At 35.1% G+C, this 20,712-nt stretch carries 20 protein-coding genes and 3 pseudogenes; 17 read left to right on the forward strand and 6 right to left on the reverse strand.

The window, feature by feature from the left end; all coding sequences use genetic code 11:
- Positions 1 to 106 precede the first annotated feature (106 nt).
- Positions 107 to 1,129: an IS110 family RNA-guided transposase gene (locus WG67_RS01210; RefSeq protein ID WP_070357039.1), complete on the reverse strand. Its 1,023-nt coding sequence runs from the start codon at positions 1,127 to 1,129 to the stop codon at positions 107 to 109.
- 180 nt (positions 1,130 to 1,309) lie between these two features.
- Between WG67_RS01210 and WG67_RS08070 the strand changes: the two genes are divergently transcribed.
- From WG67_RS08070 to WG67_RS01270, 14 genes and pseudogenes are all read left to right on the forward strand, one after another.
- Positions 1,310 to 1,453 (forward strand): head-tail joining protein, encoded by a 144-nt coding sequence (locus WG67_RS08070; RefSeq protein ID WP_156768651.1) that lies wholly within the window; start codon positions 1,310 to 1,312, stop codon positions 1,451 to 1,453.
- A complete protein-coding gene (locus tag WG67_RS01215) occupies positions 1,454 to 1,951 on the forward strand; it encodes a phage tail protein (protein WP_010962479.1) in 498 nt (165 codons plus the stop codon).
- A gap of 6 nt (positions 1,952 to 1,957) precedes the next feature.
- Positions 1,958 to 2,432, forward strand: a pseudogene (locus WG67_RS01220) (hypothetical protein).
- Positions 2,419 to 2,883, forward strand: coding sequence for a phage baseplate assembly protein V (locus WG67_RS01225; protein ID WP_015588920.1), 465 nt, complete (start codon positions 2,419 to 2,421; stop codon positions 2,881 to 2,883). Before WG67_RS01220 ends, WG67_RS01225 begins: the two are co-directional and overlap by 14 nt.
- A 2-nt stretch (positions 2,884 to 2,885) precedes the next feature.
- Complete coding sequence (locus tag WG67_RS01230; RefSeq protein ID WP_070356778.1) at positions 2,886 to 3,140, forward strand: PAAR domain-containing protein; 255 nt, start codon at positions 2,886 to 2,888, stop codon at positions 3,138 to 3,140.
- Positions 3,137 to 3,472 (forward strand): GPW/gp25 family protein, encoded by a 336-nt coding sequence (locus tag WG67_RS01235; protein WP_015588922.1) that lies wholly within the window; start codon positions 3,137 to 3,139, stop codon positions 3,470 to 3,472. The genes WG67_RS01230 and WG67_RS01235 overlap by 4 nt, the downstream gene beginning before the upstream one ends.
- A gap of 2 nt (positions 3,473 to 3,474) precedes the next feature.
- The gene (locus WG67_RS01240) at positions 3,475 to 4,284 is read left to right on the forward strand and encodes a baseplate assembly protein (protein ID WP_070356779.1); all 810 of its coding nucleotides are present in this window, start codon (positions 3,475 to 3,477) and stop codon (positions 4,282 to 4,284) included.
- Positions 4,284 to 5,444 (forward strand): phage tail protein, encoded by a 1,161-nt coding sequence (locus WG67_RS01245; RefSeq protein ID WP_015588924.1) that lies wholly within the window; start codon positions 4,284 to 4,286, stop codon positions 5,442 to 5,444. Before WG67_RS01240 ends, WG67_RS01245 begins: the two co-directional genes overlap by 1 nt.
- Positions 5,445 to 5,617: 173 nt before the next feature.
- Positions 5,618 to 6,220 carry an ankyrin repeat domain-containing protein gene (locus tag WG67_RS01250; RefSeq protein WP_010962484.1) on the forward strand — a complete coding sequence of 201 codons (603 nt, stop codon included), beginning with the start codon at positions 5,618 to 5,620 and terminating at the stop codon, positions 6,218 to 6,220.
- Positions 6,221 to 6,481: 261 nt separating this feature from the next.
- Positions 6,482 to 7,072 (forward strand): ankyrin repeat domain-containing protein, encoded by a 591-nt coding sequence (locus WG67_RS01255; protein ID WP_070357040.1) that lies wholly within the window; start codon positions 6,482 to 6,484, stop codon positions 7,070 to 7,072.
- 32 nt (positions 7,073 to 7,104) lie between these two features.
- Entirely contained in the window at positions 7,105 to 7,533 is a 429-nt protein-coding gene (locus tag WG67_RS01260) for a DUF2924 domain-containing protein (protein ID WP_015588926.1), read from the forward strand.
- Between the two features lie 2 nt (positions 7,534 to 7,535).
- Positions 7,536 to 9,038, forward strand: coding sequence for a recombinase family protein (locus WG67_RS01265; protein ID WP_010962487.1), 1,503 nt, complete (start codon positions 7,536 to 7,538; stop codon positions 9,036 to 9,038).
- Positions 9,039 to 9,107: 69 nt separating this feature from the next.
- Positions 9,108 to 9,251, forward strand: a complete 144-nt coding sequence (locus WG67_RS06575; protein WP_010962488.1) for a hypothetical protein — start codon at positions 9,108 to 9,110, stop codon at positions 9,249 to 9,251.
- Entirely contained in the window at positions 9,226 to 10,440 is a 1,215-nt protein-coding gene (locus WG67_RS01270) for a WD_0033/WD_0034 family tandem repeat-containing protein (protein WP_070356780.1), read from the forward strand. Before WG67_RS06575 ends, WG67_RS01270 begins: the two co-directional genes overlap by 26 nt.
- 160 nt (positions 10,441 to 10,600) lie before the next feature.
- Here the strand turns inward: WG67_RS01270 and WG67_RS01275 are convergent, their stop codons facing one another.
- The 4 genes from WG67_RS01275 to WG67_RS05925 form a co-directional block, all read right to left on the reverse strand.
- Positions 10,601 to 11,275 carry an ankyrin repeat domain-containing protein gene (locus WG67_RS01275; protein ID WP_245683383.1) on the reverse strand — a complete coding sequence of 225 codons (675 nt, stop codon included), beginning with the start codon at positions 11,273 to 11,275 and terminating at the stop codon, positions 10,601 to 10,603.
- A 101-nt stretch (positions 11,276 to 11,376) separates the two neighbouring features.
- Positions 11,377 to 13,494, reverse strand: a complete 2,118-nt coding sequence (locus WG67_RS01280) for an ankyrin repeat domain-containing protein (RefSeq protein WP_070356781.1) — start codon at positions 13,492 to 13,494, stop codon at positions 11,377 to 11,379.
- Between the two features lie 344 nt (positions 13,495 to 13,838).
- Positions 13,839 to 15,464: an ankyrin repeat domain-containing protein gene (locus WG67_RS01285; protein WP_179945727.1), complete on the reverse strand. Its 1,626-nt coding sequence runs from the start codon at positions 15,462 to 15,464 to the stop codon at positions 13,839 to 13,841.
- Between the two features lie 4 nt (positions 15,465 to 15,468).
- Positions 15,469 to 15,864, reverse strand: coding sequence for a leucine-rich repeat domain-containing protein (locus WG67_RS05925; RefSeq protein ID WP_156768675.1), 396 nt, complete (start codon positions 15,862 to 15,864; stop codon positions 15,469 to 15,471).
- A 182-nt stretch (positions 15,865 to 16,046) separates the two neighbouring features.
- Between WG67_RS05925 and WG67_RS01295 the strand changes: the two genes are divergently transcribed.
- Entirely contained in the window at positions 16,047 to 16,709 is a 663-nt protein-coding gene (locus WG67_RS01295; RefSeq protein ID WP_220468173.1) for a hypothetical protein, read from the forward strand.
- Here WG67_RS01295 and WG67_RS01300 read toward each other — a convergent pair.
- Positions 16,698 to 17,609, reverse strand: coding sequence for an Rpn family recombination-promoting nuclease/putative transposase (locus tag WG67_RS01300; RefSeq protein WP_070356784.1), 912 nt, complete (start codon positions 17,607 to 17,609; stop codon positions 16,698 to 16,700). The two genes, WG67_RS01295 and WG67_RS01300, sit on opposite strands and share 12 nt — an antisense overlap.
- Positions 17,610 to 18,189: 580 nt before the next feature.
- Here WG67_RS01300 and WG67_RS08075 point away from each other — a divergent pair.
- Both WG67_RS08075 and coxB read left to right on the forward strand, forming a co-directional pair.
- Positions 18,190 to 19,287, forward strand: a pseudogene (locus tag WG67_RS08075) (IS3 family transposase).
- Between the two features lie 654 nt (positions 19,288 to 19,941).
- A pseudogene (gene coxB / locus WG67_RS01315) lies at positions 19,942 to 20,706 on the forward strand (cytochrome c oxidase subunit II).
- Positions 20,707 to 20,712: the final 6 nt, after the last annotated feature.

Consider the following 20,712-nt stretch of genomic DNA (forward strand, 5'->3'; position numbering starts at 1 on the left):
CCGCTTTTTTGTACGTATAAAATTAATTTACTTATCAACATATTCACTAACCAGTTACAAAATTTGTGTAAGATACTATTTTACATAATTGGAGCGTTTTTTGATTTTAAAGCACTAAACTTTCAGCCAAACTCCTAGCTCTGTAGTTTTTGATATGATCTGGATCAAAAGCCTTCTTTGACCTTAAAACACCAAAAACAATATGGAGTAACTTACGCATTGCAGCTCCCACAATGGCCATGTTATGCTTGCCTTTCTCTTTTAACCTTTTGCAAAAAGTCATAATAGTAGGATTATGATTCTTAGCTACTATGGCAGGAAAGTACATTGCCTTACATAATGTTCGTGAACCGGATTTACTTAATCTGGGCTTGGCATGTACAGACGTACCTGACGTTATATTTCGTGGTATAGCTCCAGCATATGCTGCCAATTGCCTGGCATCCTTGAAAGCTTTTATGTTAGGAACTTCAGCCAAAATAGCTACTGCTGATTCTTCTCCTATTCCTGGAATGGTCAATAGAAGTTGAAAATTTTCCAACAATTCTTTGTGTTTATTTAATAGTTCACGTAAGGAGTTTTTTATTCTTTCTATTTTTTGTTTTATGTTCATTGCAAGGTCTTCCCAAGCATTTGCAACTTCTTTAGGCAGTCTCTCTTTTTTTTCTAAGTGGTTATTTACTAATGTCAATTCATCTTTTAACGCAGCCGAGCAACGATAAAGATGCTTTAATTTCTTTAACTCAGGAGAAGGTGGTGCCCAACGAATAGGTTCCTGTCTTTGGCAATAATCGGCAATTATCTCTGCATCAGTCTGATCATTCTTTTGTCGTATAAGCTTACTTTTTGCATAAAATCTTATACAAGCTGGATTAACAACACTCACAAAATGTCCAGTATTGTGTAGAAATTCAGCTAAGGCTTCACTATAACAACCAGTAGCTTCCATGCAGGCTTTTACTTGTTCTACATTATGCTTTTGTAGAAAGCTCAGTAAACCTTGAAACCCATGATCATTATTCTTGAAACTCCTTTTCCTGGTTTCACGTTTTCCTTTGTTGCTTATGAATGAAAGAGAAACATCAAAGCGATCTTTTGATATGTCTATACCCAAAAAGTTGTTGATCATATATAACTCCATACGTTACTATTAAAATGAAAAGTAAGGCTAACCTTGTGGATACAGAATTATAACCATTTAGGTCTTTCTACGATACCGTTCAGCCTATACTTTTGAGAAGGGAACTCTTGTCTACCACACAGATTTTATATCTAAGGAGATATTCAAAGTTCTTCCCTTCTCCACCTAATGCTTAAGCTTAAAACATCAGATGCTTTTGACAAGATACAAGGAGATATCTTTATTATTGATAAGCGTAAGTACAAAGTATATGCACCACCACTTAGGGACAATTCGGGAATGCTATGGAAAATTCAAGCGTCAGGGGTGTAGATGCGTATTAACATCGAAGTCACCGGTAGTATTATACAAAGTATAGATGCTGAAAGGAAAAAAGTGGAAAAAGCAACGGTGAGGGCACTAAACAAAACAGCACTATGGGTAAGGTCACAAACTGTCAAACAAGTTAGCGAAGAAAAACAAATACCAAAAAAAGCAATGAGAAAAAAGTTAAGTGTGGATAAAGCAAATAGAAAGCGCTTATGGTCAGTAGTAAAGCTCAGTTCGCAGTGGATAGGAGTAGCAAAACTTGGGAGTATAAAACAGACAAAGATAGGAGCAAAAGTAGGAAGCCGTACGTATGAAGGAGCATTTATAGCAACAATGAAAAATGGTCATATAGGAATCTTCAGACGAAGGTATACCACGTCTTTGCCAATAGATGAAATTAAAATAAATACCCATGCTCGGGAAACAATGAAAGAGTTAGTCTCTAATGAAGTAGAGAGAGTATTTGAGAAGTATTTTGACCATGAACTTAATTTTATTTAAGAGCGTATGTTTTGGAGAGATCTACATCAGAAGATTTGTAAAACGCTAAAAGAAGAAATCCCAGCAATACAAACGTGCGAAGTGTATCCAGCAATACGTAGGGAAATAATAGCGCCAGCAGCATTTGTAGAGCTTGCAAGTTTAGATACCAGGGAAAGATCCGGGGACTGAGGAATTAGCGTTGAGGGCAAGATTTGAGGTAAGAGTGGTAGTTGATGGAACAGTTGAGGATTCTCAGGTAGTGGTAAGGTCACTGGCAGCGGAAATTGCAAGGGTAGTGAATAAGAATACTTGGGACGTGGAAAATGTTTCAGCAGGTGAATTTATATCAGCAGGAGGGGATGATTTTAAACCAGAGTTGGATGCATATTTGGTGTGGTTGGTCGAATGGGTTCACGAGCTACATACAGGTCAATCAATGTGGTTAGAAACTGGTATCATACCACATACAATAAGTGTTGGCGAAAATGTTAGAGCATAATTTTGCAATTTCAGAGCTGAATAGGAAGTTAGCGAACATTATTCGTATAGGTCTAGTTAAAGAAGTAGATTATGAAAAAGCAAGAGTGCGGGTAAAAATAGGGGAATTTTTAACGGATTGGCTTCCGTGGGTAACGGCAAGAGCAGGAGAAGATAGAAGTTGGTTTGCGCCGAATATTGATGAGCAAGTAATAGTATTATCGCCATATGGAGAGTTGTCATTAGGGGTAGTATTACCAGCAATATATCAGGAGAAATATCCCCCTCCGGAGAATAAAAAGGAAATAAATAGTGTAAAATTTCAAGATGGGACAAAGTTATCATATGAGCAAGAAAAGCACCATCTTAAGATAGATGTAGTGGATAAAATAACGTTGAAAGTAGGAGAATCAAGTATGAAGATTACCAAGAGAGGCATAAAACTCAAAGCAAAGAGAATCGACCTTAATTAAGTATGGCTAAAGCTGTGGTTTGTATAGGGGATTATTGCAGTGGAATACCAGCACATGTTTGTATGAGTGGAAGCAGCGATGTTTTTGTAAACGGTAGATCTGTGTGTCGAAAAGGAGATATCTTAACTCTAGGGGAGAAACTAACTCCGGGATCAAATAGCGTATTTGTTAATGATATTGGCATAACAAGAACAGGTGACTTGGTATCGTGTGGTTTTCATGTGATGGGTGATAGCAAAAATGTATTTGCAGAATGAGAGGCATGAATGCTAGCACGGGAAAGGAATTGGAAGGATTAAACCATCTAAAGCAATCGATAGTTGACATACTGACCACGCCGATAGGATCACGTGTTATGCGAAGGGATTATGGGTCAAGACTACTTGAATTAGTAGATAAGCCAATTAATAGGGATTTAACTTTGGAAATCTATGCAGCAGTAGCAGAAGCTCTACAAAAGTTGGAGCAAAGATTTAAGTTAGAAAAAGTAAAAATTACAGAAGTGAAAGAAGGAAAGGTCAATATTTCATTAGATGGTATTTATCTACCAAATGGGAAAAATATTCATTTTGATGGGATTATGGTATAGAGATGGAGCAGCCAAATATTATCGAACCACTGAACTTTGAAGAGATTTTTTCCCGGATGAAAGAAGAATTAGTAAGTCGTGATGAAAGTTTTACGGCATTAGTAGAAAGTGACCCAGCAATAAAGATTTTAGAGGTAGCAGCATGGCGAGAACTTTTGCTGAGAGAAAGAATAAACGAAGCGGCAAGGAGCAACTTACTGAAGTTTGCAAGGGGGGAAGAACTTGATAATTTAGCTGAGTTTTATGGAGCAGAGAGGCAAGATGGAGAAGAAGATGAACGATTTAGAAAAAGAATCAAGGCAAAAATAAAAGGCTGGTCAACTGGAGGAAGTCAAGAACATTATCGATATCATGCACTCTCAGCAGATAGAAGAGTAAAGGATGCGCTGGTTGAATCAAAAGTGCCAGGGAGTGTAGAGATCTCGATTTTATCCACGGAGTTATCCACAAATGGCATAGCATCTGAAGAACTACTTGATATTGTAAGAAAGCGAGTCACCAGGGATGATATAAGGGTATTGACAGATACGATAACAGTAGTTGGTTGCAATATTATTGAAATAGATATCCACAGCAAAATTAGCATTAAAAGACCGGATATTATTGAAACGGTGAAGAAGAAATTTATCGAAAAATTTGAAGCAACGAAAAGATTGGGATGGAAGGTGACAAAATCATGGATCATAGCAAATCTATTTGTAAAAGGGGTAGAAAACGTGGAATTAATAGAGCCAAGAAAAGATGTTGTGGTACTGGGGAATGAGTGCGTTTGTTTAGGCAAGCTAGAAATCGAATTAATGGGCAAAAGCTAATGTTACTTCCACCTAATAGCACAAAAGAAGAAAGAGCCATAGTAGAGGCTATCGATTACAAAGTTGATCCAAGCAGGATAAAAGGATTTAAGTTTAATTCTAAAGATGAAATACTACCGTGGATAATAGAAGAATATGGATTGGGGGAAATTCTGCGTTGGGTAAAAGACAAAGGAAAGGCGATAAGAGAAGGAATAAAATTTCAAAGACTGCGTGGCACACCTGCCTCACTGAAAATAGCATTAAAGTGGGCAAATATAGAAGATATTACGATCATTGAAGAGCCACCCGGTAAACACTTTTTTGAGTTGCAGGTAGGGATAAGAGATGTTCCGAACGACTTCTTCGTGGATGCAGTAGTAGAACTAGCAAAACTATCATTGCCAGCAAGATCGAGGCTAATGAGGCTTTTCAATGACCACTATAATATTGGAAGATTTATTTTAGATGAAAGCTTTTTTGGCAGCTTATTATCAGACTACTCTGGTACAAAGATCGAAAAAGATGGACCAGTGTTATCATTTGGGAGAGTAAATTTTTTCAGGTCTAGTGGTCCAGTTGTTAGGATTATAGAGAACTATCTACGCAATCATTATGAACAAGCTTTGAGCAATGATATATATCGCCTAGATGTAGCAATACTTGGAGAAACCGAGCCTCATACTAAGAACTATAACGGTATTTATGAAAGGAATCATGTGTGGTATAACTTCAAAGCGCTATATCCGCTACCACAGAGCTTATTACCGGCAATTAAGTTTGCTAAGGCACAAATAGTATTATCAGATAGCTGGAACTTAGGGGAAATAAACGCATGTTTTCCGGTTACTAGTATAGAAGAGGAAGGGGATAAATTTTTATTGGGAAGTAGCAAACTATCTGAACAACTGTGGAATTTAAAATATAAACCAGTTTTAGAAAGGTTTAGCGTTACTCACCACTACAAGGTAGAAGATTTTACCAACCAGAAAGTTATAAGATTTGGTTTAGCAGAACACAATGTTCATTTTGAAAGCGATTTAGATTCAGAGCAAAAGGATTCAATACATGAGTTAGAAAGGTACATTTTAGTGTTTTACCCAGGTGTACTAACATGGCACGAACATCGACATTTGAACAGAAGTTGGGAAGAAAAACAGGTCGTATGTTTAATGAGTTAAATACATATACTTATATCTTCATACACTACATTAATATTCGGTAAAAATGTGTGTTTTTTGAAAAAAAGAAGTTGCTTTTCCATGCCAAAACACCTATAAATTAGGTAGGTGTAGGTAAACAAAAAAGATTTACCAAACGCTAGAAGTTAGGAAGTTTTATAGTGAGGTACATCATGTGGATTAGTCAAGAAGAAAGGGATGATTTTAATGAATTATTTCAAGAGTTGCTTGCAGGCAAATTGTCTAAAAAGCATATAAATAGAAAAAATGAAAACGGTGAAACAATGTTGCACCGAGCAGCAAAAATGTCGACGAGAAAAAAAGTAAACTGGCTGATATGGGAAGGAGCAGATGTAGATGCAAGAGATAACGAAGGTTATACACCACTGCACTCAGCAGCGCTTGGAATGCGTCTGGAAAACGTAAAAGAATTAATAGAAGCCAGAGCAGATATAAACGCAACCGAAGAAGATGGAAATACGGCACTACATCTAGCGTGTATGGTAGGTGGAAAAAAGATAGTAGAAGAGTTAATAAAAGCAGGGGCAGAAATAAACCTGGTAAGTATATCAGGATTTAGCCCAATGTATTACGCAAGTGATGAAGAGACAAGGGAGGTATTAAAGAAAAAAGGAGGAAAAATAGTGAACAAACAGAGGGAGTTAATGGAAAAAATAAGTAAGGTATCGGAAAAGCAGGTGGTAAATGGTGGAAAGAAGCTAAATGATGTGGAGGAAAGGGCTGTAGATGTTTGCAGACTTTTTGTGAGGAAATAAGAGGCTAAATATATGGAAAAAATAGAAGAGAAAAGCTGGCAACAGCAGGAGAGGAATTGCTATTATTTAACAGATTAAATATATAGATTTATATCTTAATATAATATGCTGAAAAAATGTGTATGTTTTGTAAAAAAAACTTGCTTTTTATGCCAAAACAGCCCTAAGTGAAAAAGTAGCTGGTAAACAAACAAAGTTTGCTAAGCGCTAAAGTGAGCCAAATTGGAGCCACTTTATATTGCATTAATAGCTGAGGAACTTATGGTAAAATTTAGTAAGAAAGAAAGAGAAGAATTTAATAAGTCGTGGAAAGAAGTATTAGATAACTCAATAGAAAATATTAACAAAAAAGACACAAAAGGAAGGACGATACTACATTACGCGGTGGGAATGCCAGATCCGAAAAAAGTGAAATTATTAATCAAAAAGGGAGCAGATGTAGATGCAGCAGATGCCGGGAAATATAGACTACTACACCTAGCAGTGATGGGGCAACGTCTAGAAAATACAAAAGAGCTGATAAAGGCAGGAGTCGATGTAAACGCAGTGGAACGAAGTAGCAAATTTGCCGCGTTACACCTTGCGTGCATGGTAGCAGAGATAAAAATAGTAGAAGAGCTAGTAAAAGCGGGAGGGAATGTGGAACAAAAAGATAAATTTGGCAAGACCCCAATGGATTATGTGAGAAATAATAAAGAGATAAAAGAAGTGTTAGAGAACGTAAAAATGGCAAATAAACAGAGGGAATTTATAGAAAGAATAAGAGTTGTATCGGAAAGTACAGCAGCAGGTGTGATAGTAGCAAAAGAAGAGGTGAAAGAGCTAGAAACTATGGATGAAAAAGTGCTATGAGCCGCAACTTTTTTTTAAATTCAGAAGCTAGGATGGAAGGAATAGAAAAGAAAGTATTGAATTTAGAGAAAAAAGCGTTGGAAGAGCTGAGAAAAATATGGAGGAAGGTCTTTGTGGAAGAAGCGCCTAGAAACTCAAAGAAATATTTGATACCAAGATTGGCGTATAGGTTGCAGGAGAAAGCGTATGGAGAAATATCAAGAAAAGGAGCAAAAAGACTAAAATACCTGGCAGATCGGCTAGAACAGGGAAAAAGGATAAGTAGCGATAAACTGCCAGCAGTAGGAACGGAGTTGATATTAGAAAGAGGTGAAGAAACGCATGCAGTGATGGTAACAGATAAGGGTTTAATCTACAGAGAAGAATTTTTTACGTCATTATCAGCGGTAGCCGGAAAAATAATGGGAATGAGCTACAACGGTCCTTTATTATTTGGGATGCGTGATAAAAAGGTAAGTTGAGAATGCTAAAAGAGGTAAGGTGTGCGATATATACGAGAAAATCAAATGAAGACGGGCTAGAGCAGAAGTTTAATAGTCTTGATGCACAGCGAGTAGCATGTAAAAAATATATAAAAAGCCGAGAAGGGTGGGTAGCATTAGCCAAAAGGTATGATGATGGAGGCTATTCAGGAAGTAATTTAAATAGACCAGCGATAAAGGAATTATTTGAAGATGTAAAAGCCGGAGAGGTAGACTGCGTGGTAGTATACACGTTGGACAGGTTATCAAGGGAAACGAAGGATTGCATAGAAGTAACGTCATTTTTTAGAAGGCACCGGATAAGTTTTGTAGCAGTGACGCAAATATTTGATAACAACACACCAATGGGAAAATTTGTACAAACAGTGTTATCAGGAGCGGCACAGCTAGAAAGAGAAATGATAGTAGAGAGAGTAAAAAATAAAATAGCAACATCGAAAGAGGAAGGATTATGGATGGGAGGGAATGTGCCACTAGGGTATGATGTAAAAGAGAAGGAATTAATAATAAATGAAAAAGAAGCAAAAGTAATAAAGCATATATTTGAGAGATATATGGAGCTGAGATCAATGGCAGAATTGGCAAGAGAGTTAAACAGAGAAGGATATCGAACGAAAGCAAAATCAGATATCTTTAAAAAGGCCACAGTGAGGAGAATAATAACAAATCCGATATATATGGGAAAAATACGGCATTATGAGAAGCAGTATAAAGGAAAGCATGAGGCAATAATAGAAGAAGAAAAATGGCAAAAGGCACAGGAATTAATAAAGAATCAGCCATATCGAGGCAAAAAATATGAAGAGGCGCTACTAAAGGGGATGATAAGATGCAGATGCTGCAAAGTAAACATGACGCTGACATACTCAAAAAAAGAAAATAAAAGGTATCGATATTATATATGCAATAACCATTTAAGAGGAAAAGGTTGCAAGTCGATGAACCGAACAGTAGTAGCCGGAGAAGTGGAAAAAGAAGTAATGAAGAGAGCGGAATGCTTATATGAGAATTGGGAAAAAGGGGCAAAAAAAGAAAAATGGGAAAATTTAAGTTTTGGAAAACAGAAAGAAGCAGTGAAGAAATTAATAAAAACAGTGTGGGTAAGAGAAGATGGAATAGAGGTGTGTTCTGAGTCAGAGGAAAAATTTATACCAATGAATTTAAAGAAGAAAGGAAACAAATGCACAGTAGTGGAACCAGAAGGAAAAACAAACAATGCGCTACTGAAAGCAGTGGTAAGAGCCCATCTTTGGAAACGTCAACTAGAGGAAGGAAAATATAGAAGTGTGAAAGAGCTGAGCATTAAAATTAATATAGGTACAAGACGTATACAACAAATTTTAAGATTAAATTATTTAGCACCAAAGATCAAAGAAGACATAGTAAATGGGAGACAACCGAGTAATTTGCGGTTAGTTGATTTAAGGGAAATACCGATGCTATGGAGTGAGCAAATGGAAAAATTTTACAAATTAGCGTCTTAAAAATCACACAATTAATACGTTATTAACGCAACTAACTTATAAAACAAACATTATACGAAGGGAAATACTATGCCAGTAAAGAAAAAAGAGCGTACTGATAAATTATGTGGATTAACAGAAAAAGAGAAAGGTAAGTTTGATACTCTGAAGCAAGAAATAGAAAATCTAGGGAAAAAAAAAGTCCTTTATGTTCTGGAGAAGGACGAAAAATGAGAATAGCATTGCTGAAAAATTTAATGATGATACATTACAGAAAATTTTAACAACAAAAATACCTTATAGTGAAGAAGGGAGGAAAGGAGTATTTACGCTACCGTGTTATGCTATATCTCTTAAGAATAATCAAGCTTTTGAGACGTTTTTACAAGAAGCAGCAAAACGAAAATTTTTAAAAGATCTTCTGAATGACGAATTAACCGGAGAAATTCTGGGTGTTCAAAAAACAACCTACACGGTACTAGCATACTGTATTTCAGAGAAAAATAGCAAAGCTGTTAGGGCAGTTTTAGAAGTTTCTAAAGAAAACGGTATTTTGAAAGAAATCCTCGACCAGAAAATGATAAAAGAAAAAGCAAATAGCCAGAAGATAAGCTATACACTAATTGATTATGCTAATAAACAAAATTGTAAAGAAATTGTAGCAACTCTCAAGGAATTTAAAGAAAGTCTTAATATAGAAGTTAAACCTGTAAGTGGTAATGCTGAAACTAGCTGTGAAGATATCAATAAAGACTGTGAAGATCTTGAAATACATGAACCTATGCTTGCAAGCAGTGAAGAAGCTAAAAATATTTTAACAAAAGATGATATAGATCAGACACAAAGTTCCAGTATTTCTACAACCACTTTTACTGAAGTTGTGAAAAGAGATCAAACGCAATCGTGCTCTCATAGCAAATCTAGAAGTGCTGAGAACGGAAAATCATTAACAGAAATAAAGCATAAAAGAAAATTAATCAAAACTGATACAGAATCAAGAGAGAAGTTGACAGATAATTTAACATGGGAAAGTAAAGCTACAGCTCAATTGCGTGGAGATATTAATAAAGATAGCGAGCTAATATTTGAAACCAGTGAGAAAGCTCAAAATGCTTTAACAGAAGAAGAGCCTGATATCCCATCTCCAACTGAACTATATTTTGATAGTAAAGGAAATTCTGTAGACGAAAAATCATCAAAAAAGGCAATTCAACCAATTGTAGCTGGTGTTGTTGGTGCAGTGTTATTGGCAAGCGGTGTTGCACTGTATATCATGAAAATGCCTGTAATAGCAGCGGTTGTGGGAATAGCTGGATTGGTGTGTCTGAGCTTTGCGTTGTATAATGTGCTAAAGCCCAGCACAAAGCTAGAAAAAGTGGAAAGTGTGGAGCAGCCTATTCAGTCTTCTTTGAATCTAGCATAAAAGGCTATGCTCAAAAAATCATAAACAACAAGATAACTTCTTTAGAAGATTTCTTAAACTATTAACTAAAAATTACCTCCGTTAGTCCTGCTGCTATTTTTAACAATAACTTGACGTGTATAACCTATAGAAACATCCTCCCTTTTTTGCTTATATCAATTCATACAGTCCTTTTTCTTGGTATAGAGAGTTGAGATACCGATACATCTGTCACTTTTGTATTTATACTGCTTAACATATTTACAACTTCCGTACTTCCTCCTTCTCTAGCGAGATCTAAAGGCGTTTCACGTCCATTGTTTTTAGTATGAATGCTAGCTCCTTTGTCAATTAAAAACTTTACAGTTTCCAAATTACCATTAAAGGCAGCATAGTGTAGGAGTGTCCAACCCTCTTTATCAATATCATTAACCTTTCCTCCTCCTTTATTTAGAAGAAGTTCCATAATGCCTTTATATCCATCATCTTTACCATAATGAATTAAATCTATAGGCTTTTGACCATAAGCGTTTTCAGCACGAACATTAGCCCCATCAGCAACCAAAAGTTTTGCTATTTCCAACTCACCACCAAAGGCAGCATAGTGTAGAGGTGTCCAACCGCTGTTATTGGTATCGTTAACGCTTATCCCTTCATTTAAGAAAAACTCTACGATATTTTTGTTCCCTTTCTTAACAGCAATGTGTATAGCTTTTTTACTACTAATTTCTCTAGCATGAATATCAGCCCCATTTCTAATAAGCTCTTTAACCTTATCAAGGTTATTTTGTTCTACAGCATAAAATAGCTTGCTATTTAAATCTTTCTCTGCTGCAGTAAGTTTAGATGTGTGCATAAACCCTCCTAAAAATATTATTATTAAAATAAAAAAAATAAAGTAAAACCTTTTTGAAGCAGTAAAAACCATACCAACGTTTTTGTCTACAAAGCTTAGTACTATCCAATTTGTGCTCCATTTTTTCTTGTATATCGTACTTGATCTGCCCATTTACCATTTTGTAATTTTTCTTCCTGGACAATTCTTGAAGATGGAGCAGGCTTTTCGAAGTACCCACGTTCAATAGCATCATAAACTGAGTGATAACCAAGTGAGCAATTTTTTCCTATTTCTTCTCCACAATCTTTTAATTTTTTCAACATCCCTTGATCTCTTGCTTCTACCCTAATCCTGTTTTCATTTTGCTTATCAGAATACAATCTAACTTCTAATTCTCCAAAAGAGGTACAGAAAATCAATGCTATATTACTATTGGCTGTAAGGTCTGTGTAATGCCTTTTACCATTTTGCGTTATAATTTCCACCTCACTTTCACCAATCTTTACTATATTTCTTTCATATCCTGCATTTTCATGAGTTAACCATAAACTTCTCGCTCCATCGGTGATCTTTGCAATATCTATTTTGCTCTCCTCCGAATATTCTAAGTAAAGAGTAGTATTACCTATTGCTATATCATTCAATTTACTAGTGGTTGCACTTTTCGCAACTTTAATAAACCTATGGGCATCATTAATGTAACCTTCAAAAGCTTTTATCATATTGGCTTTGTGATCTTTGCATTCTAATCCCAGTTCATCAATTACATCAATGCTCTCTGGGCTACCAAACACTGCTCCTTTTGATACCAATTGACATATTATACCACTAGCAACTTTAGGAGACTTTTCTAATTCACTAATTCTTTTTATCACATAATCTGTGAAACTATAACCTTCAAAAGGTGAAGGAACGGTGAAACGATAATTAAGTCGCACTCCAGACTTGATAGCTATCTTCACGAATTTTTCCAATTGATTTATGTCTTGAATTTCAGATAAAATACCTAAGGATCTACTTAGCTTTTCCTTCTGAGCTGGTATTATATTACCCCACAAAACCCCAGATTTAGGTAAGCATTTTTTCCTTTCATACGTGAACTCTTTTGCTCCCGCTTCCAAAAGTAATTTCTTTATTTCATCAGCAGCTTGAAAGCCGGAAAAAGCATTTTTTACATGTTCCAGCACTTCTGACTTTCCTGCTATGTCCCGAGTATTTAAAACTACTTTTAGGTCTTTATTATTCTTATGTTCATGTAAAAACTCCTCTAGATCTTCGAGAAACTGAAATAGAGTGAGTGTAACAATATAGCCTAAATTGCCTTCTTTGTAGCGATGTTCATTAAGTATATTATTTAATTCTTTTCGCAACTTTTTTTGATTGTCAGTAAAAAAACACCTTTCAACATGGTAATTATGATTATCAACTGCAGTTTGTTGTGGAGTTTTCCCTTGTCCATCACATATATTGGGGTCAGCATTTCCCCTTAAGAGAGAATATATATTTTTATCATAGCCCATAGCAGAAGCGCGATGCAAAGGTGTTTCTCCTTTATCATCCTGTATATTTGGACTGGCTCCTGCTTCTAAGAGTAAATTTATAGGTCGGTCTTCTTGACGGTAAGATGCACCTATATGAGCTCCCGCAATCGCATGCAATACTGTTGACCCAGATTCTCCTCTTTTGACATTTAGAACGGCTTTTAGATCTGGATTGCCTCTATTATTTTTTAAAAATTCTTCAAGCTCATCGACCTGACCATTATCATAATCAAAAAGAGCACCTTCATCATGCCATTCTAGATACTTTAAAACATTTAGTAACTCTATGTTTAACTTCTTTTGACTTTCTGTGAGATTATGATCTAAAGCGGACCAAACAGATACCTGTTTACTCAGTGAATATTTACTATCCATTAAAGACGGTGGACTATTATAACTTCGAAATGACGATATGGTTGATTGAGTATACCAAGAATCCCCCTGACTAAACATTTCATCTATGTCACTCTGTGAATGTCCTTGCTTTCGTAAAATTTCTAACCGATCATTAGATGGTGGAATCTGCAACAGATATTCTATAATCAACTCATATTGATCATCAAACGATCCGCCTATTTCTGACTGCCCTTGTCGAGTATTTGATTTCTCTTCTAGCTTTTTTAATAGCTCTTTTTTTTCGCTTATTTCTGCTCCACTAAAAACCTGCTCAGGCCTTGAAATATCTCTAGTTAACATACTCCCCCCATTCTACAAAGATATTATGTACAGCACATAGCACAAATAAAAACTAATGCAAGAATAATTTTTCTAACTTTGATATTTTTTAGAGATCTGTGTTTTCTTTCCTTCTATACCCATTCTAACTTCATAAACTTCACTGACATTGTGAACCTGCTATTTGGTTCTTTTTAGCTATATAACAAGCTACCCTGCAAAATTTTTGTCAGAGTCCCAATTTCCTTGTGTCATTACTGCTCCTTCTAAAAAAACACTTTTATTATGAAAATTTTTCTTTCTTCTTCTCTTGGGTAAGGTCAATTTTTTCCTACCATGAACCCACAGTTTGCTCAATGATCCTATTAGAGAGAAAGAGCCTGATCAATTACTCTTGTTACCCTTGGTTCACTTAATTGACACCCATGCTTAAATGCAATTACTCCTAACTTAGGAACATCATCTCTCTTTTCAACATTTTTTAAATCTACAAAGTTTTTCAGAGTTATTCCTCCATTTCCTAGCTTTTCTTTAAAATCATCCCTGTGAACAACTTTAAAAAAGTTTTCTATACCAGCAAATGTCATTGTTTTTATATCACATTTATAATGTGCTGATAAAGCATCAATTAGCGGCTTATGATTGTGCAGAAAAATTTCTTTTTTCACTTCATTAGCTTTATTAATTAAAATATGAGCGTATTCTGGATATTGCTCTTTTAGGTTATCGTGATTATCAATCTGATTCTGTATGTCTGCATTCCTTTCCCACACACTAATTAGTTCATTAATATCACTTTTTTTCAAAAAGGAATGTAGTTCCTGACTTTCTTTTTCAATCTTTTTGACTTCTTTTTTACAGTTTTGAAGCTGTTGTGGATAACTACTGTGTAGATCGTGCAAATCACCTATCAATCTATTCTTTTCTTCTAAGTTCTTTTGACTAACATACAGATCAGCAGCTTCTAGTTTTGTTACGTAATTTATTAGAGCTTTCACTGTATCTATATGGCCATTTCGATCAGCAAAACGCAGAGGTGTATCTCCATTACTATTCACTGCATTAACATCTGCCCCTTTTTCTATTAGAAGTTTTACTATCTCTTCATGGCCATAAGCTGTATGTAATGGAGTACCGTCACTATTTCTTGCGTTAACATTAGCACCTCCTTGTATTAGAGCTTTCACTATATCTATATGGCCATCTCGAGCAGCAAAACGCAGAGGTGCATCTCCATACTTATTCACTGCATTAACATCTGCCCCTTTTTCTATTAGAGCATTTACTACCTCTATACCACCTTTGCTAGCAGCCCAATGTAAAGGAGTCCTTCCCTGTCTATCTTTTGCATTAATCTCTGCTTTTTTGTCTATTAGAGTATTTACTACATCTGTCCTGCCAATTTGAATACTCAAATGTAAAGGAGTCCTTCCCTGATTATCTTTTGCATTAATCTCTGCTTTTCCTTTTATTAGAGCTTTTACTGCACTTGTACGATCAATTAGAGCAGCCCAATGTAAAGGAGTCCTTCCCTGATTATCTTTTGCATTAATCTCTGCTTTTCCTTTTATTAGACCATTTACTACATTTATATGACCAACTTTAACAGCCCAATGTAAAGGAGCCATTCCCTGATTATCTTTTGCATTAATCTCTGCTTTTCCTTTTATTAAAGCTCCTACTACTTTAATGTTTAATAGTTTGTCTAGGAAAGACTCTATAATATTTTTGCATGCTTTAATATATATAGGTTCCTCACTTCCGGTTTCTCTAGCATGAATATCATCCCCGTACATTTGAGCATTTACTACCTTTGTATAACTTCCGGTAGCAGCCAAATGTAAAGGAGTCCATCCCTGTTCATCTTGTGCATCAACATTTTTTCCTCCTTTTATTAGATCATTTATTTTACCTACATTGCCATTTTTAACAGCATAATGTAAAGAAGTCCATCCCTGTCTATTTCTTGGTACGTTAACTAAGTCCTTCATATTGTTACCCATCTGAGTTAAGTAAAGCAAGAGTTAAAGCCTTACCGCCAGCTAAGAACTCTACTAAGCCATTTGGACCTTGGCCACCAATATTACCATCTAAGTTAATTTTAGTATAACCTAAAAGCTTACTGTTAGCTAAGGCCTCTACACCTTTGTCACCAATATTGTTACCATCTAAGTTAATTTTAGTACAACCTAAAAGCTTACTGTTAGCTAAGGCCTCTGCACCTTCGTCACCAATATTGTTACCACTTAAGTTAAGTGAAGTAAGATTTGAAAGATTACCATTAGCTAAGGCCTCTGCACCTCCGTCACCAATATTGTTAGACTGTAAGTTAAGTGAAGTAAGATTTGAAAGATTACCGTCAGCTAAGGCCTCTGCACCTCCGTCACTAATTTTGTATTACAAAAGAAGCTAAGTGTGATCTATCTTATGATAATGCATCAGACAATTCATCGCAAAGTGACGAAATAGGCTATAACAAAATAGGAGCTACAAGCGGAGCAAGTAAGCCGTCTTCATGGATAGATGCTGTTAAAGGTGTTTTTCAGTTTATCTCTTCCCCTTTAAGGGCTGCGTTGCCTTCATTTTCAGAAAATAGCTCTAGCCGTTCTGGTACAGCAGGAAGTAGCTCCAATCATTCTGATACAGTAAGAAACCCAAATATCCAATATACTAGCCAATTTAGTCGTGAAGTTTGTGCGAGTAATAATGCTAGCTTGATGTTTTTCTTGTTACAAGCTTTTCTAGATAAAAAGTGTCCTCTTCCTAAGTTTTCTGATGTTAATCCTGTAAAGGCTCTTTTTTACACATCGGATATTATAAAGTCGTTCAAGGAAGTATTAGAGAAGCAAGCTGAATCGAAAGGTGGTATAAAAATGCACCGCTTAGATATTAATTTTGAGAAATTATTTGAGAAGATTAATGAAAAAATTAGGAGTGGTGAATTTAATGAAATTTCAGGGATTTTAAAATCATACGCAGAGGAAGCATTGCCTGGTAGAGAACCCGGAGATCCCGGTAGATTAAGTCCGAAAAAGTTTGATAAGTTTATGGCTGAATTTAATAGAAGAATAGACCCAGTAATAAATCAATTAATGCAACAAATGTTAAGCAGATTAGAAGTGAGTGACGTAAAAGAACAACAAATAAGCTTGGAGCCTAAAAGTTATCTAAATAATACTTCTGTTCAATGTCATTTAACTCAAGCTAGAGGTCAAGGTAAAGTATTAATTCCTTAATTTTTGAATTTCATCTATCGAAAGGCCGGTAATTTGAGCGATAACATCAATAGAGACACCGGCCTTAAGTGAGTTCTTTGCCACTTCGATTTTCTCTGCTTTTCTGCCTTTTTCATGTCCGATTTGGATGCCTTCTTCTTTACCTTCTTCTCTACCTTTTTCAGTAGCATCATCAAGTTTTTGAGCGAGGACAGCCTGTTCATCAAGAATACGTTTTATTTCCTGTTCATAGGCAATAAATTCTTTTTCTGACCAGTTGAATCTATTTAGCTCTTCATAGGCCTTTTTAATTATTACATCACTACCTATTATTTTTTCCAGCTCTTCTTCACTAGTCTCATCTGCATATCGAAAAAAATAAACCCATTTTTCAACTATATTTTCCAACTGATCTTCCTTATTCTTTGGAAATTTTGGCAACTCAATAAATATAAAATAGAAATCTTTTAGATCATGCTCATTAGTGTCTTCATCTCGAATAGTATGCTTTGATTTGTACTCAGATTTATTAGGAAACAGTACACAATCTGCTATAGCAATGAAGATAATTTCCTTAAGGTTATGATACTGGTCACCTTTATCAGCTTGCCTTGAGTAAGCTTTAGCAGCATAGTATTGGGCACGTTTTTCAAAGCCCTTAGTTTTAGCGACCTGCATCTCGCAAACGTACTGAACACCTGAAGAATCTCTACAGAGGACATCAACAATACTTTGTTTTTTAGCGGCGATATCGGGGTCTTGAATAGTACTTAAAAACTCTATATCCTTTATTTCATTTTTACCAGTAAAGCCAAGAATATCATTGAGGAAGTGAATAAGGATATCTCTATTTTTTTCAGTACCGAAGATACGCTTAAACGATACATCATTTTTGGGATCAAGAAACTTAGAAAAAGTCATAAGAAAGAACCTTAAAAAGCATTAATAATTATACATAATTCTGAAGAAATGTTCAAGTTTTTTATTTTTTTAAGTTTTGAATGCGTTGATGAAAAAAATGTCTCCCATAGATGGCTTTAGAATGCTACTACGCATCTTAGACGTCCTTTTGTACATCTTTTATTAACCCTTCTATAAAGCGCCTTAAAAGGCCGGCAAATGGATGCTATGAGTTTGGAGCTGTAGGAGACATCAAAGATACCCTTTTTGGTGTATAAAAATACGAATCTACGACAACATCGTTTAAAGAAATTAGCAGCTATTAATAGCTTCTACCTTTTCATAAAAAAATAAACAAAAAAAAATTGAAAATTTGATTTGACTTCACCCAAAAGCTATGGCTTTATGCCAATACTGCTAAGAAAATAACAGTAAACATTTAAAAATAATTTATTATTAGTGAAGAGTATATTATATGAACAATAAGAATAAAAGTAAAGATCGTAAAAAAGAAATAGAGTTCCGAATTGACCTTACCCAGAAAAAGTGGAGAGAAAGAAAGGAGTTTTTTCGGGTAAAATAAAATTTTGGAGGATTAGAAATGGCAAGAGAATATACGGCAGAATTCAAATTGGAAGCTGTTAAGCTGGCAAATGAACAAAGAAAGGTAGGTCAACCAGTTGCNNATCTAGAAGAGAAACTTAAAACACTAGTGGATAGTGTATTAGGAAAATGGATGAAGAAATATAACGAAAAAAAAGTCAGCGGCAAATGCATTTCCAGATGTGGCTCCTTACGACAAAGAGAGATTTGATTTACAGAAAGAGTTAGCAAAAGTAACAAGGGAAAGAGACATTTAAAAAAAAGCCCTGGCCAGTCAAAAAGAGTAAAATATTTTTTTATATAGTAACTGCTATAAAGTACAGGAATTATGTAGGATTTTCTGCTAGTGGCTACTATAAGTGGACCACAAGAAAAATAAGCAGTAGAGAATCAGCAAATAAAGAGTTATTAGCAGATATTCAAAAAATATATCAAGCTTCTAAATGTAGATATGGAGCTCCTAAAATTCATGCTGAATTGAAGGCTTTGGGTAAAAGTTGCAATTTGAAAACGGTGCAAAGTATTATGCAGAAAAATGACATCAGGGCTATACTGAAAAGAAAGTTTAAAATTAAAAAACAACAAACAGATAATAGAGCTGTAGCTCCCAATATACTAGATCAAAACTTTATTGTTGATCAACCAAATAAAGTATGGGATTACTTATATAAAAACCAAAGAAGGATGGCTATATTTGGCAACAATAATCGATCTATATTCACGCATGGTAGTTAATGAGCAGTTCAATAAATAAACAATTGGTTATGGACTCTTTATTAATGGCCGTTAACAAGCGTAAACCTGCCAAAAATCTACTATTACATAGTGATCAAGGTTCACAATATACTTTGCAAGGTTATCAATATCTCTTATCCATAAAAAACATAGATGAGTCATAAAGGTTGTTGTTACGACAATTCTGTTGTGGAAAGCTTCTTTAGCTCATTGAAAAGAGAAATACTTATTGATACTTCACAACACTCTGCTCAACAAACTAGAACTGCAATATTTGAATACATAGAAATTTTTTATAACAAACAACGTCACTATTAACTATTGCATTCCTGAGCATTTTGATTCATCATTCTCTTTGTGAAAAACATTCCAAACTTTCTCTCCACTTTTTCTGGATAAGGTCAAAAAAAACGCCGATATTTTAGTACATAGTAAATAGCCAACCACCACGGGGCTTCTTTTGCCTTTTTTTTTATTTGGTAAATTTCTTAATGTTTATGGCTAAACGACAATCGTCATCCCGCTACGTGTTAGCGGGATCTATGCTTTGAGATACTGCGAATGAATCGCGGTATGATGGTTAAGTAAGGGATCTATGCTAAGAGATGCCAAAGACCTTCATGAAACTTTGCCCATTTGGCTTCTCTAAAGATTTCGTTGTATAATGAAATAAAGAAACTTGTAAGACTTTGATCTTACAGATTATAAACTTGTCATAAAGTTTAATAGTGTCTGTTACTGCTTTTAGGTGTGAGGCTAGAGGGTTATTAGCAGTAACAGACACTATTAAACTTATTATAGAATTTACTTAAAGTAAATACTTAATTTAAAATATTATAATATTTTTACTTACAATAGATTTATGTAAATGCTTTTTTCCTCAATTAGTATTGTACTATTATACTTGTTGAATGCTAAAAAATTATTAACCATCACTAATCTCTATTTGCATAGTAAGTTTATATATACTATTATACAGTATATCACTTAGTTTTATAGCAAACAAACAAAAGATATGGTGAAGTTATTTGCACTATTGATAATATTTTACTCAAATATATCTGTTGCCTCTGCTCCTACTTCCTGGCAATTTGGATTTCCTGCTCCTGCAACTGAAGTAATGGAGGCTGTAGTTAGGTCACATTCGTTTGTGATGCTTGTGATGGTTACAATAATGCTTTTTGTGTGGGCGCTGCTTGCTTATATAGCGTTTCGCTTTCGTAAAAGCAAAGTAACAAATATTTTTTAAACTACCCATAGTGTTCCTTTAGAAATTATTTGGTTTGTTATACCAACTATCATTGTTGGAATATTAGCCTTTGAAAACGCTAAATTACTGAAGCTACAGGAAGAAATACCGAAAGCTGATATAACACTGAAAGTTATTGGCCATCAATGGTATTGGAGTTACCAATATCCAGAATATCAAGGTGTGTCATTTGATAGTTATATTAAGGGAAAAGAAGACTTTATCGAAGGAGATTTAAAGCTATTCTCTGTTGATAACAACATCATTTTACCCGTTAATACTAACGTTCGTTTACAAGTTACAGCAGGAGATGTGATACACAGTTGGGGAGTACCGGCTTTCGGTGTAAAAATTGATGCGATACCAGGTAGGCTGAATGAGGCGTGGTTTAATATCAAAAAGCCTGGTGTTTATTATGGGCAGTGCTACGAATTGTGTGGTCAAGGCCATGGATTTATGCCAATTGTTGTTGAAGCAGTAAGCAAAGAAGATTTTAATAAGTGGATTGAAAATAGAAAATTAGTGAGTTAAATTTGG

Source organism: Wolbachia endosymbiont of Drosophila incompta (assembly GCF_001758565.1).
In the GTDB taxonomy this organism is placed as follows: domain Bacteria; phylum Pseudomonadota; class Alphaproteobacteria; order Rickettsiales; family Anaplasmataceae; genus Wolbachia; species Wolbachia pipientis.